This window comes from Winogradskyella eckloniae, assembly GCF_013249045.1.
Taxonomy (GTDB): domain Bacteria; phylum Bacteroidota; class Bacteroidia; order Flavobacteriales; family Flavobacteriaceae; genus Winogradskyella; species Winogradskyella eckloniae.
In genome coordinates this window covers 375,366-389,769 of record NZ_JABRWP010000003.1, presented here as the reverse complement: position 1 = coordinate 389,769, position 14,404 = coordinate 375,366, and the positions used below count along the sequence as shown (strand labels likewise).

The following is a 14,404-nucleotide window of genomic DNA, read 5'->3' as shown; positions in this document are numbered from 1 at the left end:
GGCTTTATTTTGTTTTTCCCAAAACAAAATGATTGACTCGTTAGAAAATGTAATTACCAATTACAAAAAGAAAGACACCAATTATGTGAACCTAAGAATTAAGTACGTCGCAAGAAAAATGTTCTTAACACCAGCAGACACAACTTGGACCTCATATAATAACACAACGCTAAACCTTTCTAAAGAGTTAAAGTATCCAAAAGGCGTAGGGATTTCTTATAATAACTTAGGCATTATTCAACATTACTTTTTATCAGACCCTTTAAAAGGTTTAGAATTTTACCAAAAGAGTTATGCCGTTTTTGAAAACGAACCCAAATTTCAAAAATATGCCATAGGTGTTCTTACTAATATTGGTCTTATTAATTTAGAACAACAAGAATATGGAAAAGCCTTAAATAGTTTTAAAACTTTATTGAAAAATCCAGAAAACAAGAGCAAACACAGTACTGAATTTTACATTGGTAATGTCTATGGCGAACAAAAGCAATTAGATTCTTCAATCTATTATTACAAAAAATCATTGATTGGTGCAGAACAACACAAGCAACCTATTTTAATCGCTAACATTAAAACCAATTTGGGCTTAATGCAAACCAATGCCGGTTTTTTGGAAGACGGTCTGCTAAACACACAAGAGAGTTTAGATCTCATTGCAACTCACAATATAGAAGGTTTACGTGTTACAGCTTACACTAATGCAGCCGAAGTTTACTTACAAAACAACAACATTGAAAAAGCCGAATACTATGCCTCAAATAGTCTAAAATTAAGTGAAGGCTTAAACAGCTTATCTACTAAAAATAGTGCTTTGGCAACCTTAGCGAATGTCTATGCTCAAAAAGGCGATTATAAAAATGCCCTCACCAATTACAAAGAACATATTGTATTAAGAGATAGTTTAATTAATGCAGATAGAAAATTAGAAATTTCTAGAAAGGAAATTCAGTTTAAGGCAGATAAAGATAAAGCCATCGCACAGGTTGAAATTGAACGCCAAAAATCGATTAAAAATGCGTCTATTCTTGGTGGCGCAGGACTCATATTAGCCGCAATCATCGGGTTTATTTTATACCGAAGAAAGCAAGATGCTGTTTCAAAATCAAAGGAAGCCGAATTTAATGCTAAGGTTTCTGATACTGAGTTAAAAGCCTTACGCTCTCAAATGAATCCGCATTTTATATTTAATTCTTTAAACTCCATTGGCGATTATATTCTAAAAAACGACACCCAATCTGCGAGTGACTATTTAAGCAAGTTTGCCAAATTAATGCGACTTACTTTAGAAAACTCAGAAAAAAAGGAAATTTTACTCAGTGATGATATTTCGCTATTGAGAACGTATATGGACATTGAGCGAAAACGCTTTAACAATGCTTTTAATTACGTCATTAAAGTAGATGATGAACTCGATGAAGATAACATCCTTGTTCCACCAATGATTCTGCAACCATTTATAGAAAACAGCATTATTCACGGATTAGCCCAAAAGGAAAATTCTGGAGTTTTAACCATTGCTTTTAAAGCCGAAAATGATATGCTCATTTGCAGTGTAGATGATAATGGTATTGGCCGAACATCCTCAGCTAAAAACAAATCCGCTACTGAAAATAAATCTATGGGAATGGCGATTACCAAAAGTAGAATTGAAATTATCAATAAATTAAAAAACACCAACGGAAACGTTGAAATTATTGATAAAACCGAAGGCACCAGAATAGACGTTTCATTACCAATGCAACTTGCTTATTAACATGATAAAAACCATAATTATAGACGACGAAAAGCATTGCTCTGACCGTGTTTTAAATTTGATAGAACGACATCCTAACACCTTTAAAGTCTTAAAAGTTATAGATACGGTTGATGACGCATTAGAACTCGTACCACAACTACAACCCGATTTAGTGTTTTTAGATATTAAAATTCATGAAAAAACAGGATTTGATTTTCTTCAAGCCATGGACATCATAAATTTTAAAGTCATATTTACCACTGCTTTTGACAATTACGCTATCAAAGCCTTTAAGTTTAGCGCCATTGATTACCTATTAAAACCTATTGATGCAGACGATTTTAATGCTTCCGTGTTGCGATTAAAAGAAACGATTTCGCAACAAAGCATGGAGCAACAATTGCAAAGTTTATTTGAAAACATAAAACCTAACCAAAAAAAGGTCATTACCATTCCGTCATTAACTGGCTTTGAAACCTTAAAAATTGAAGACATTGTTCATCTTGAAGCTGATACAAGTTATACGCATATTTTCACAAAAGAGGGCAAATCAATGGTCTCTAAACCTATTAAGTTTTATGAAGAATTACTCGATGATGAGACGTTTTTTAAAACACACAAATCGCATTTAATCAATCTAGACCACGTTAAGCAATATTTTAAAGGCAAACAGAGTTATGTTGTAATGTCTAATGACGCTCAGGTACCAATATCAGTGAGACGCAAGGAAGAATTCCTAAAACATTTTAACTAATAATATCCTTAAATTTTATTGGTTTTTTAACCCTTGGATGCTTTCTTAAAAACTGAAGTGAGGCATTTAACTCATAACCCAAAAGCAAAATATTAGAGTTTAACCATAGGTATAATAATAGAATTAATAAACCACCAATAGAGCCATAAAGTTCATTGTATTGTGAGAAATTATTAATATAAATACCGAAAAGAAAAGACGTTAAAATAATAAGCAATGTTGTGAGTAAAGCGCCTACTGAAAAGAATCTGGATTTCCGGCCTTCTCTAGTGCCAAAATAATATAAGGTAGCCGTTGCAATATAAGTCATTATTACAAAAAACATATACTTTGCAAAGATGACCCAACCGACACCAGAATTGTCTTCTGAGACCATTTCTTTATTAATACTTTCATACAAAGGTTCTATCACATAAATCTGAAAATACCCTAAAAACGCAACCGTTAACAGTAATAATATGGCTAAGATTAAGGCAATGCCTAAAGCAAAAATATATTGCTTAAAAACGTTTCTGGTAAGTTGCTGATGATACGAATTTTCAAATCCAGAAAAAACGGCATTAACACCATTTGCCATTAACAACATAGACAAAAGAAAAACAGAAGATATTAAACCACCACCTCCATTACCACTGATGTTTTCAAAAATATTAGAAAAGAAAAAATCGGAAGTTTGTGGCGGCAAAAAGGAGTTTAAAAAATCTAAAAAATCCGATTGAAAATTATCAATTGGGATATACGGAATTAAAATAATTACAAATAATAAAAAAGGAAATATTGCTGTAAAGAAACTGAACGCAATAGCACTAGCTCTTGTGGTTAATGCACCTTTTACAATGCCCATAACGTAAAGCTCTAACAAATCATATATGGATAAACCTTCGAATCCTGGTAATCTAATCTGCTTAAAAAAACGCACAACTATATTTAAAACCGGAATCTTATCTAATTTATCTTCTATGTGTTTAGTCATTATTTAGCTTTTAGCAATAGACGGTTAGCCTTTAGCGCTTCTTTATCGTCAACATAAAGGGTAAATGCAAAACGTTTCTTAAACCGCTTTTAAGCTTAAATCTTTGTTGTAAACGGAGTGCGTTAACGCACCAGATGAAATATAATCCACACCACATTCGGCATATTTTCTAAGGGTGTTTTCGTTTATTCCACCAGAAGATTCTGTTAAACATTGGTCGCCAATTAATTTTACAGCTTTACGCGTATCTTCATAATTAAAGTTATCAATTAAAATTCTATAAACACCACCACAATCTAAAATTTCTTTAATTTCTTCAAGATTTCTAGCCTCTACTATGATTTTCAAGTCTCTATCTGTATCTTTTAAATATTGCTTAGTTAGGTTAATGGCTTTAGACACGCCTCCTGCAAAATCAATGTGATTATCCTTAAGCATAATCATGTCATACAAAGCAAATCTATGGTTTTCACCACCACCAATTTTTACAGCCCATTTTTCTAAAGCTCTAATACCTGGCGTGGTTTTACGCGTATCTAAAATTTTGGTTCCTGTACCTTCTAAAATATCTACAAATTCTCTCGTCTTTGTGGCAATAGCACTCATGCGCTGCATCGCATTTAGTACTAAACGTTCTGCTTTTAAAATAGATTGTGATGCGCCTTCTACATAAAACACAATATCGCCATGCTTAACGCGGCTTCCATCTTCAATTAAGGTTTCCACCTTCATATCAGCATCCACATACGCAAACACTTGCTTCGCGAATTCTACACCAGCAATTACACCAGTATCTTTTACTAATAATTTTGCTTTTCCTTGCGCTGAAGCTGGTATACATGCTAATGAACTATGGTCGCCATCACCAACATCTTCACGGATGGCATTAGAGATTATTAATTCTATTTCTTTATCGAATTGTGCTTGTGAAATCATATTAAATACTTATTTGATGTAAAAATAGGAAATTGATTTACGAAATCCGATTTTAGAATTACGAATTATAATTTCAGAAAAAAATTAAAATGATAGCTTGTAAATCGTAAATTTGAAATATGAACATTAAACTCATAGCCATAGGCAAAACGGATAATAAAAACCTTCAAGTTTTAATTGAAGATTATACCAAAAGACTTGGGCATTATATAAAGTTTGATTTTGACGTTATTCCGGATTTAAAGAAGGTTAAAAATTTATCCGAAGCACAACAAAAAGACAAAGAAGGCGAACTCATTTTAGCGAAAACGCAAACCTCTGATGTTTTAATTTTACTAGATGAAAACGGTAAACAATTAGATTCTGTAGCCTTTTCTAGCTATCTACAAAAACACATGAACTCTGGAATTAAAACCTTAATTTTTGTCATTGGAGGTCCTTATGGATTTTCTGACGCCGTTTATAACAGAGCGAATGGGAAATTAGGTTTATCTAAAATGACCTTTTCGCATCAAATGGTAAGACTATTCTTTATAGAACAATTGTATAGAGGGTTTACAATTCTTAGAAATGAACCTTATCATCATCGCTAAAAACTATAAACCCTCTGTACTTTTAAACAAAAAAAGTATTAATGTGTACTAAAAACTTCTTTACGCTTTTTAAGTTGGCGTTCTAAATCTTTAATGGTTTCTGTCATTGCCATTTCGTAGTTCTTTTTGCTTGACGTTGCGAAAATACGAGGTCCTGGTAAACTCAACTCTATATTACAAATTTTGCCAGTTTCATTATCTTTTTCGTCGTGCTTAAAATAAACTTGAGCTGAAATTAAAAACTCAAATTTATGAGCTAATTTTTCTAATTTCTCAATGGTTAATGCAGAAAGTGTTTCGCTTGTATCTAGGTTTACGTATTGAAAATTCACAGTCATAATCTCTATCTTTTTAAATTAATTATTCTTTTGTCTAAGATAAAGATTAAACACAATCTTATGACTGATAAATATCATAAATAATACCTAAAATTTAGCAATATGATCAGTTTACTGAATAGCCTTTAGACTAAAATAAAAATAAGCACTATTGATTTCTACTTCTAAATCTGTAACCAATAGCTAGTTTAGCATTCGTAAGGTTTAATCGATACTTATTATCATAATCAAAATCAGTGGTATACAAACCATTATTATACGTTAAGCTTATATAATATCTATCAAAACTATATCCTAGGCCAACCATAAAATCGAGCTTATAAAGCATGGCATTACTCGGTGTATAGGATTTCCCTTCTACCGTAAGTTTTTTATACATCATTCCCATACCTGGCATTAAATTAATGGTAGCTGTAATATTTTCCGGCAATTTAAAATACGATATAAAACCAGCTAAAACACCTAGAGTAACACCTTGAAAACGTCTTATATTAGCTTCATCATTAAAATATGGGCTCGTATCTTCTGTCAATAAACCAGTATCTGAAGAAAAATAATCAAAGCCAGTAAAAAGGCCTAGTCCGCCTGTGATAAAAATATTTTCGTTTCTTTTTTCTGCTAATCCTGCTTTGAGTAAGGCATAGGAAAATTCAATATCGTCAAACGTATATAAATAATTAAGCCCAAAACTTATAGAACGTAAATCACTGTTAAACTCAAAGGCTTCATCAAAATTATTTTTAGCGGTAAACCCTTTATATGTTTGCACATAAATATTAGAAAAATGCCTATTCTTAATGATTGTAGTGCCTTGTAAATCAAACTTCTTTGTATCTTCTTTGTTTGTATTTTTTACATTGAAGGCAACATCTAAAATAATTTTGCGGTTCGCCACACCTATACCCAAACCATGTCTGTTATTAGGCACAAATCTCGCCTTATAATCATCGTTATGTATACTAAATTTATTCGCCTTAAAATTTGTAAACAAGCGCAATGAATAATTGTCTAAATCTCTATCTACAAGTAAAGAGTCTAAATCATCAATATCTTGAGCATTGACAAAAAAACAACAGAAACAAAGCAAAAAAGGCCAGATACATCGTAAGCTATAAGACCTCTCAAAATTTATTTCATTTGACACAAAAAATGTAATTAGATTCATATTTTTACAAGAGCTAAAATACATTAATAAAAAGACACTATGCAACTCGTTTTCGCTACAAATAATTTAAATAAGCTAAAAGAAGTACAAGCCATACTACCACCACACATTAAACTTTTAAGTTTAAAAGATATTGCCTGTACCGAAGATATACCTGAAACACAAACTACTATTGAAGGTAACGCTATTCAAAAGGCAGAATATCTGCAATCCCATTATGGATATGATTGTTTTGCAGATGACACGGGTTTAGAAGTTAATGCTTTAGATGGTGAACCTGGTGTCTATTCGGCACGTTATGCTGGTCCGCAACGTAACGCAGAAGACAATACCAATAAGTTATTAAACGAACTCCAGGATAATCCCAACAGAGCTGCTCAATTTAAAACCGTAATTGCGCTACACATCAATGGTCAACTTCACACTTTTACAGGGATTTGTAAAGGTAGTATCACAACCAAAACCTATGGACAAGGTGGATTTGGTTACGACCCTATTTTTAAAGCTGAAGGCTACACTAAAACGTTTGCAGAAATCTCATTAGAAGAAAAAAATAAAATAGGACATCGTGGTAAAGCCATTAGGCAGTTGGTTAATTTTTTAAATCAATAGTTCAATTTTCAGAAGAAAACGTTAAATATTTTTTAGTTTCTAACCGATTGTTTAGTTTTGTATCATCATTTAGAACAAATTTTGTTTTCGGATAAAAAAAATGGCAAGAACTAAACAATACATAGAAGCTGAAGTTGTCGAAAAAGCTATGCATCTTTTTTGGAAAAATGGCTATGAAACAACCTCTATGCAAATGCTTGAAAAAGAAATGGGCATTAATAAGTTTTCTATATACGCTAGTTTTGGCAGTAAACATGGATTGTTTTTAGAAAGTTTAAAGCAATACAAATCTATTGTAAATACCGTCTTAGAAAAATTAAAACATGGCACACGTGGTGTGGCAGATATAAAACAATTTTTCTATGATTCTGTAAGTTCTAAATTAAAAGACGACAACTTAAACGGATGCTTTGTGACCAATACCTATAATGAGTTTTCAGAATCAGAAGATGAATTAGTACAAGAACAAATGAGCATGTTTATGACACAGTTAAAACAAATTATCATAGATAAGCTAAAAATGGATCCTACTAAAGATGATGCAACCATCTTAAAACAAGCTAATTATTTATTATTAGCAAAACACGGATTAGCAGCAGCATCTAGAGTTAACACCAAAAAAGAAATTGAAGATTATATTGAAATGATCTTCGCAAATGTGTAAACATTTTTTTTACACCATAACTAAACGAACGTTTAGAATAAAAATAATATAAATATTAAAATCAAAATTACTATGACTACATTAAAAATTCACGACATTGATTCTGCACCAGAAGGCAGCCAACCATTTTTAGAAAATTCTTTAAAATCATTTGGAATGATTCCTGGTTTACATGGTGTATTAGCCAGTTCGCCTCAAATCTTAAAGGCATACCAAACTTTACACGAGCTGTTTACACAATCCTCATTTAACAGCGATGAATTAACAGTCGTTTGGCAAACTATCAATGTAGAACATGAATGTCATTATTGCGTACCTGCACATACTGGTATTGCTAAAATGATGAAAGTAGACGATGCCATCACAGAAGCACTAAGAAACGAAACACCATTAGAAGATGCTAAACTAGAAGCGTTACGTACCATGACATTAAGCATCGTAAGAAATCGTGGCCATGTTACTCAAGACGATTTAGATGCCTTTTATGCTGCAGGTTACCAAGAAAAGCACGTTTTAGATATTATTCTAGGTTTATCTCAAAAAACGATAAGTAACTATACAAACCATATCGCAAATACACCAGTTGATGGTGCTTTTGAAAAATTTGCATGGTCTAAAGAAAACGTGGTATCCTAAACCCTAAAACCACGATGTTGATTGTTAGCAATAAACCTTCCGATTATTCGGGAGGTTTATTTAATTAAAACACAAATTTAGCATGACAGATAAATTAAAAATAGACATAGTGTCTGATGTCGTTTGTCCTTGGTGTACCATTGGATACAAACGCCTTGAAAAAGCTATAAATGAATTAGGTATTTCAGATCAAATTGAGATAGAATGGCAACCTTTTGAATTAAACCCTAATATGCCTGCAGATGGTCAAAATGTCACTGAACATATCGCGGAAAAATATGGTGCTACAATTGAACAACAAAAAGCGTCACAACAGCAGATGGCAGAAATTGGAGAATCATTAGGTTTTAAATTCGATTATTTTGATACGATGAGAATCGTGAACACTTTTGATGCTCATGTCCTTTTAGAATACGCTAAAAGCAAAGGCAAACAAACTGAATTAAAAATGACGTTAACTAAAGCGTTTTTTAGCGAAAGAAAAGACGTTTCTGATAGACATATTTTAAAACAAGCACTATTAGAGGTTGGCTTAAACGCAACAGAAGCTCTTGAAAAATTAGATGATGAGGATGCTCGTTACCACGTTCGAAGCCTTCAAAATGAATGGAAAAATATGGGTGTAAATTCTGTACCAACAATTGTTTTTAACCGTAAAAGCGCGATAACAGGCGCACAACCTGTAGAAACATTTAAACAAGTCCTTTCAGAATTAATAGCAGAATAGGCTAAAAAAAGCACATGAAATTCGCAAAATTGTATTTTAAATAAATTAACCTACCTTTGCACCTTGCAAAAATCCATAGATTGGATTTTTATATTCCTCAGAGTGAGGATGTGTTACCTAGAAGTTTTAGTGTTTAGTATGTCGATTCGCTTCTCTTGTAACACCAACAGAACATAATCGAATACATAAAACTCAAGAATGAGCACATTCCAAGAATTAGGTCTTAATGAAGACCTACTTAACGCAATTACGGATTTAGGTTTTGAAAAACCATCTGAAGTCCAAGCAAAAGCAATTCCAATTTTATTAGAAGAAGACAAAGATTTAGTGGCTTTGGCACAAACAGGAACTGGTAAAACAGCAGCTTTCGGTTTTCCAATGTTACAAAAAATTGATGTAGATAGTAGAACGACTCAAGGTTTAATCTTATCACCTACTCGAGAACTTTGTTTACAAATTACCAACGAATTAAAAAACTACGGTAAATATTGTAAAGGTTTAAACGTTGTAGCCATTTATGGTGGATCTAGTATATCTGATCAAGCCAGACAAGTAAAACGTGGTGCGCAAATAATTGTGGCTACACCTGGTCGTATGAAAGATATGATTAGTAGAAATATGGTGGACATCTCTAAAATACAATACAGTGTTTTAGACGAAGCCGATGAAATGCTAAACATGGGATTCTATGAAGATATCACAGACATTTTATCACATACACCAGATGATAAAAGTACATGGTTATTCTCTGCAACGATGCCTAGAGAGGTCGCTACCATAGCTAAGAAATTTATGTACGATCCAACAGAAATTACGGTTGGAAATAAAAACGAAAGCACAAGCAATGTAACACACGAGTATTATTTAGTCAATGCCAGAGACCGTTATAGAGCTTTAAAACGATTAGCAGACGCGAATCCAGATATATTTTCAGTAATATTCTGTAGAACAAAACGCGATACGCAAAAGGTAGCCGAAAACTTAATTGAAGATGGCTATTCTGCAGGTGCTTTACATGGTGACTTAAGTCAAAACCAACGTGATTTGGTTATGAAATCCTTTAGAAACAACCAAATACAAATGTTAGTTGCTACTGATGTCGCTGCACGTGGTATCGATGTAGATGACATTACACACGTTATCAACTACCAATTGCCAGATGAAATAGAAACGTATACCCATCGTTCAGGAAGAACAGGACGTGCTGGTAAAACCGGAGTTTCCATGGTTATTGTTTCTAAAAGTGAATTAAGAAAAATTAAAAGTATTGAACGCATAATTAAAAAGCAGTTTGAGAAAAAAGACGTGCCATCTGGTACTGATATTGTTGAAGTACAATTAATGTCTTTAGCCAATAAAATTCATACTACAGAAACCAATCACGAAATAGATAAACATTTAGACAGTATTAACGAATTATTCGCGGATACTGATAAAGACGAATTAATTAAAAAATTCTTCTCAGTAGAATTTAATCGTTTCTTTGATTATTATCAAAAATCTAAAGATATCAGCGCTGTAGAATCTAGAGGCGATAAAGATGGTGGACGTGATTACGGTAAGCAATCTAATGATTCTCGTTATTTTATCAATGTTGGAAGTAAAGATGGTTTTGATTGGATGAAATTGAAAGATTTCTTAAAAGAACAATTAGAATTAGGACGAGATGATGTTTTTAAAGTCGATGTAAAAGAAAGTTTCTCATTCTTTAATACGGAAAAAACATTACAAGAAAAGGTATTAGCATTCTTCACAGATTTTAAACACGAAGGTCGTTTTGTAAACGTAGAAGTTAGCGAAAATAGAGGTCGTAGCGGTGGCGGAAGACGCGATAGAGGTCGTGGTCGTGGCGGAAACGATAGACGCTCTGGTGGTGGAAATCGCAGAAGAGATGACAGAGGAGATAGACGCTCTAATGACAGACGTTCATCTGGAGGTTCTGGAAACAGAAGTGACAGAAGAAGCAGTAGACGATCCGACGATAATAGAAGTGACCGAGGCCAAGACCGCAAATTTAATGATTCTCGAGGCGATAGACGTCCAGAATCTAGCAACTCAGGTTCAGATAGACCAAGACGTTCTAGACGTAGAGATTAAAGATCTGTAGAGTTCATAGAACACCATTCTAACATGTATTAGAATACTTTATACAAAATCCAAAGCCTATAAGATATCCTTAAGGCTTTGGATTTTTTTTGTCCAACAACCAAAAATTGTAACCCAATCATCAAATAAAAGTTAATATTTAGTCAAAAATAAAGGTCCAATATGTTAAATCGGTTTTGTTTATTACCTTTACGGAGTAACACAACTACATGCGATATTTATTTATTCTCTTTATTTGCTTAACTACAGTCCATGGCTATAGTCAAGATAGTACATCTACAAAAACACCAACAACTGTTAAAGGAACTCTAGTTAGTGCATCTACAGCATTACCTTTGAGCGAAGCCAATATTGTAAATATTAATCAGGTGGTAGGAACCGCTTCTGACGATAATGGAGAATTTGAAATAAAGGCCAAAGTAAATGACACCTTACATTTATCTTATATTGGGTACAAATCAATTAGAGTGCGTGTTACTAACGACTGGTTAAAATTTGGTGGCACGGAAATTCAAATGACCGAACTCGCCTTAGCCTTAGAAGAAGTAACCGTAAAACAACTAGAATTAACTGGGTATTTGGAGGTAGACATGGAACAAATTCCAGTAACATCAAACAACCGTTATCGTATTTCTGGTTTACCTGGCCAAGGTTACGAAGCTGGTAAGCCCAATATCGCCACAAAGGTATTAGGTGCTATTTTTAATCCTGCAGATTTCTTATACAATATGTTTGGTAAAAAGCCAAATGAGATGCATAAGCTTAAGAAAATGAAGGAGGACGATGAAATAAGAAACCAATTAGCTAAACGCTTTGACAGAGAGATGTTACTCGTCTTACTGCAGGTTACTAAGTATGATTTAGATGAAATCGTTAACCAATGTAACTACTCAAAAGACTTTATAAACACCGCGAATGATCTACAAATTTTAGATGCCATTAGTGAGTGTTATGAAGAATACAAGGTCATTAAACGCAGTAAGGATAGAAAAAATAAGAAGGATTAATTTTTCTCTTGATAGCGTTCAACAATAGCATCGTAATCTTTGATTGTTTTTTTAACCCAATCAAAACGTTTATCAATAATGTCTTCGGCAGTTAATTGCCATTTGATTTCAGATTTTCTTAGTTGTGCTGTAACATGTTGAAGAATAATCGCAGCAGATACTGATATGTTTAAACTCTCTGTAAAGCCTACCATCGGAATTTTCAAGTAGCAATCTGCTGCTTCCATAACTTGTTGAGACAAGCCTTCTGTTTCCCTTCCAAAGAAAAAGCACGACTTTTTTGAGATATCAAAGTCAATCAATTCACAATCGTCCACATGCGGTGTAGTCGCCACAATTTGGTATCCTTTCGACTTTAAATCTTTAAGGCAGTTGGTAGTAGAATGATACCTATTTAGATCTACCCATTTTTGTGCTCCCATAGCAATTTCTCTATCGATGCTTTTAGAATTCACTTCTTCTACAATATTTAATTCTTGAATACCAAAGACATCACAAGAACGCATCACTGCACTAGTGTTGTGCAATTGATAAACATCTTCTGTAGCCACAGTAAAATGTTTGGTACGTTGCGGCAGTACTTTTTTAAAACGCTCTCTCCTATTTTCGGTTAAAAAGCTTTCTAAATATTCTAAAAGTTTTAGGTCTTGCATACTTCAAAAATAACTATTTTTAGTCTATGAAAAAACACATCGTTGTATTAACAGGAGCTGGCATGAGTGCCGAGAGTGGAATAAAAACATTTAGAGATGCCAATGGTCTTTGGGAAGGACATGACGTCATGGAAGTGGCTTCTCCAGAAGGTTTTGCAAAGAATCCTGAACTTGTTTTAAAATTTTATAACGAAAGACGACAACAACTAAAAGACGTAGAACCTAATCAAGCGCATAAGGACTTAGCAATGCTTGAAGATAAATTCAAAGTCACCATTGTAACCCAAAATGTAGATGATTTACATGAACGCGCTGGTAGTACAGATGTGATTCATCTTCATGGCGAATTAAGAAAAATACGAAGCACAGGAAATGAAAACGATATTAGAGATTGGACTGAGGATGTAAACTTAGGCGATTTGTGTAAAAAAGGACACCAATTACGTCCTCATATCGTTTGGTTTGGCGAGGCCGTACCAGAGATTGAAACCGCGATTAAGATTTGCTATGCCGCAGATATTTTAGTGATTATTGGAACGAGTATGCAAGTATATCCAGCAGCTAGTTTAATTGACTATGTACAACCAGACACACCCATTTTTTATATCGACCCTAAACCTGCTATTAACAGTAGTGACAAGGTAACTGTAATTGCGAAATCTGCTACAGAAGGCATGCAAGCGCTTTGCCACTTATTATAAATGATCGTTACGCGTCATCAATAGTTAATTTAAAAAAATCATTTACTGGTTTATTAAAAAGTTGAGATAATTTTAATGCCAAAACCGTTGACGGCACATAACGATTAGCTTCTATAGAATTTATAGTTTGTCGAGACACACCAATTTTTTTAGCCAATTCATCTTGTGTTAAATTTAAAATAGCACGTTCTACTTTGATGGTGTTTTCCATTATCTGTAACGTTTTAAATTATGGTAAAACATAAGCTGAATCATTAGCATAAACAATAAGACTTGAAAATCGCCTAAATCTTTAAATGCTTCGCCTCCAGAATGCACTAAATTAGACACACCATATTCTACATAAGGCATAACTAAGGCATAAACCACACCAACAACAAAAGCAATAGCATACGATTGTGCTCTTAAACTTATGGTCATCTCATCCTCTACCTTATCCTTAGACAAAGACATAATTAACATACCGACTAAAAGTATTTTTTTTAATAACTGTTTTAACCAATCCATGTCACCTTCCAAAGCAAAAGCGTGTACCAACATACCTAGTATTGCTAAAACAACAATGGTTAAACCAACAGCCATAAAGCGATGCGGCAACCTGAATTTAATAAATTTTTGAAAGCGCTTACGCTCACAGTTAATTATCTTCTCGGTATTCATAATTGACAAATTTTCTTTACATTAAGGAAAGTTTATTTCCCTATATGACAAACATACTTTACATATTGCAATTTTTAAAATTTTTTAAGCATATTTTAACATCCCAAAAACATACTAACTAGTATTTTTTATATTATATTTGAA

Annotated in this window: 17 protein-coding genes; 10 read left to right on the top strand and 7 right to left on the bottom strand. The window is 33.2% G+C overall.

The features are described from left to right. The first annotated feature begins 28 nt into the window (after window positions 1–28). Complete coding sequence (locus HNV08_RS07080; RefSeq protein WP_173280473.1) at window positions 29–1,753, top strand: tetratricopeptide repeat-containing sensor histidine kinase; 1,725 nt, start codon at window positions 29–31, stop codon at window positions 1,751–1,753. A 1-nt stretch (window position 1,754) separates the two neighbouring features. Further along, the gene (locus tag HNV08_RS07075; RefSeq protein WP_173280472.1) at window positions 1,755–2,489 is read left to right on the top strand and encodes a LytR/AlgR family response regulator transcription factor; all 735 of its coding nucleotides are present in this window, start codon (window positions 1,755–1,757) and stop codon (window positions 2,487–2,489) included. On the opposite strand, the gene HNV08_RS07070 is transcribed toward HNV08_RS07075, so the two are convergent. Together HNV08_RS07070 and nadC are read right to left on the bottom strand one after the other, a co-directional pair. Further along, window positions 2,482–3,462 (bottom strand): YihY/virulence factor BrkB family protein, encoded by a 981-nt coding sequence (locus tag HNV08_RS07070; RefSeq protein ID WP_173280471.1) that lies wholly within the window; start codon window positions 3,460–3,462, stop codon window positions 2,482–2,484. The genes HNV08_RS07075 and HNV08_RS07070 overlap by 8 nt on opposite strands. Window positions 3,463–3,540: 78 nt before the next feature. After that, the gene (gene nadC, locus HNV08_RS07065; protein ID WP_173280470.1) at window positions 3,541–4,398 is read right to left on the bottom strand and encodes a carboxylating nicotinate-nucleotide diphosphorylase; all 858 of its coding nucleotides are present in this window, start codon (window positions 4,396–4,398) and stop codon (window positions 3,541–3,543) included. 119 nt (window positions 4,399–4,517) lie between these two features. Between nadC and rlmH the strand changes: the two genes are divergently transcribed. Next, a complete protein-coding gene (gene rlmH, locus HNV08_RS07060; RefSeq protein ID WP_173280469.1) occupies window positions 4,518–4,991 on the top strand; it encodes a 23S rRNA (pseudouridine(1915)-N(3))-methyltransferase RlmH in 474 nt (157 codons plus the stop codon). 38 nt (window positions 4,992–5,029) lie between these two features. On the opposite strand, the gene HNV08_RS07055 is transcribed toward rlmH, so the two are convergent. Further along, window positions 5,030–5,329, bottom strand: coding sequence for an HPF/RaiA family ribosome-associated protein (locus HNV08_RS07055; RefSeq protein ID WP_173280468.1), 300 nt, complete (start codon window positions 5,327–5,329; stop codon window positions 5,030–5,032). 148 nt (window positions 5,330–5,477) lie between these two features. After that, the gene (locus tag HNV08_RS07050; protein WP_173280467.1) at window positions 5,478–6,494 is read right to left on the bottom strand and encodes a DUF4421 family protein; all 1,017 of its coding nucleotides are present in this window, start codon (window positions 6,492–6,494) and stop codon (window positions 5,478–5,480) included. Between the two features lie 39 nt (window positions 6,495–6,533). Between HNV08_RS07050 and HNV08_RS07045 the strand changes: the two genes are divergently transcribed. The 6 genes from HNV08_RS07045 to HNV08_RS07020 all read left to right on the top strand — a co-directional run bounded on the left by HNV08_RS07045 (window position 6,534) and on the right by HNV08_RS07020 (window position 12,246). Beyond that, window positions 6,534–7,106, top strand: a complete 573-nt coding sequence (locus tag HNV08_RS07045) for a non-canonical purine NTP diphosphatase (protein ID WP_173280466.1) — start codon at window positions 6,534–6,536, stop codon at window positions 7,104–7,106. A gap of 100 nt (window positions 7,107–7,206) precedes the next feature. Beyond that, the gene (locus HNV08_RS07040) at window positions 7,207–7,770 is read left to right on the top strand and encodes a TetR/AcrR family transcriptional regulator (RefSeq protein ID WP_173280465.1); all 564 of its coding nucleotides are present in this window, start codon (window positions 7,207–7,209) and stop codon (window positions 7,768–7,770) included. Window positions 7,771–7,842: 72 nt separating this feature from the next. Next, complete coding sequence (locus HNV08_RS07035; RefSeq protein WP_173280464.1) at window positions 7,843–8,406, top strand: carboxymuconolactone decarboxylase family protein; 564 nt, start codon at window positions 7,843–7,845, stop codon at window positions 8,404–8,406. 82 nt (window positions 8,407–8,488) lie between these two features. Then, a complete protein-coding gene (locus HNV08_RS07030; RefSeq protein ID WP_173280463.1) occupies window positions 8,489–9,133 on the top strand; it encodes a DsbA family oxidoreductase in 645 nt (214 codons plus the stop codon). Window positions 9,134–9,331: 198 nt separating this feature from the next. Continuing rightward, complete coding sequence (locus HNV08_RS07025; RefSeq protein WP_173280462.1) at window positions 9,332–11,230, top strand: DEAD/DEAH box helicase; 1,899 nt, start codon at window positions 9,332–9,334, stop codon at window positions 11,228–11,230. A gap of 218 nt (window positions 11,231–11,448) precedes the next feature. Continuing rightward, window positions 11,449–12,246, top strand: coding sequence for a carboxypeptidase-like regulatory domain-containing protein (locus HNV08_RS07020; protein WP_173280461.1), 798 nt, complete (start codon window positions 11,449–11,451; stop codon window positions 12,244–12,246). On the opposite strand, the gene HNV08_RS07015 is transcribed toward HNV08_RS07020, so the two are convergent. Continuing rightward, the gene (locus tag HNV08_RS07015; protein WP_173280460.1) at window positions 12,243–12,899 is read right to left on the bottom strand and encodes a TrmH family RNA methyltransferase; all 657 of its coding nucleotides are present in this window, start codon (window positions 12,897–12,899) and stop codon (window positions 12,243–12,245) included. The genes HNV08_RS07020 and HNV08_RS07015 overlap by 4 nt on opposite strands. 26 nt (window positions 12,900–12,925) lie before the next feature. Between HNV08_RS07015 and HNV08_RS07010 the strand changes: the two genes are divergently transcribed. Beyond that, a complete protein-coding gene (locus tag HNV08_RS07010; protein ID WP_173280459.1) occupies window positions 12,926–13,600 on the top strand; it encodes an SIR2 family NAD-dependent protein deacylase in 675 nt (224 codons plus the stop codon). Between the two features lie 7 nt (window positions 13,601–13,607). Here HNV08_RS07010 and HNV08_RS07005 read toward each other — a convergent pair whose 3' ends face one another. Both HNV08_RS07005 and HNV08_RS07000 read right to left on the bottom strand, forming a co-directional pair. Beyond that, a complete protein-coding gene (locus tag HNV08_RS07005; protein WP_173280458.1) occupies window positions 13,608–13,811 on the bottom strand; it encodes a helix-turn-helix transcriptional regulator in 204 nt (67 codons plus the stop codon). Then, window positions 13,811–14,260 (bottom strand): hypothetical protein, encoded by a 450-nt coding sequence (locus HNV08_RS07000; RefSeq protein ID WP_173280457.1) that lies wholly within the window; start codon window positions 14,258–14,260, stop codon window positions 13,811–13,813. Before HNV08_RS07000 ends, HNV08_RS07005 begins: the two co-directional genes overlap by 1 nt. Window positions 14,261–14,404 lie beyond the last annotated feature (144 nt).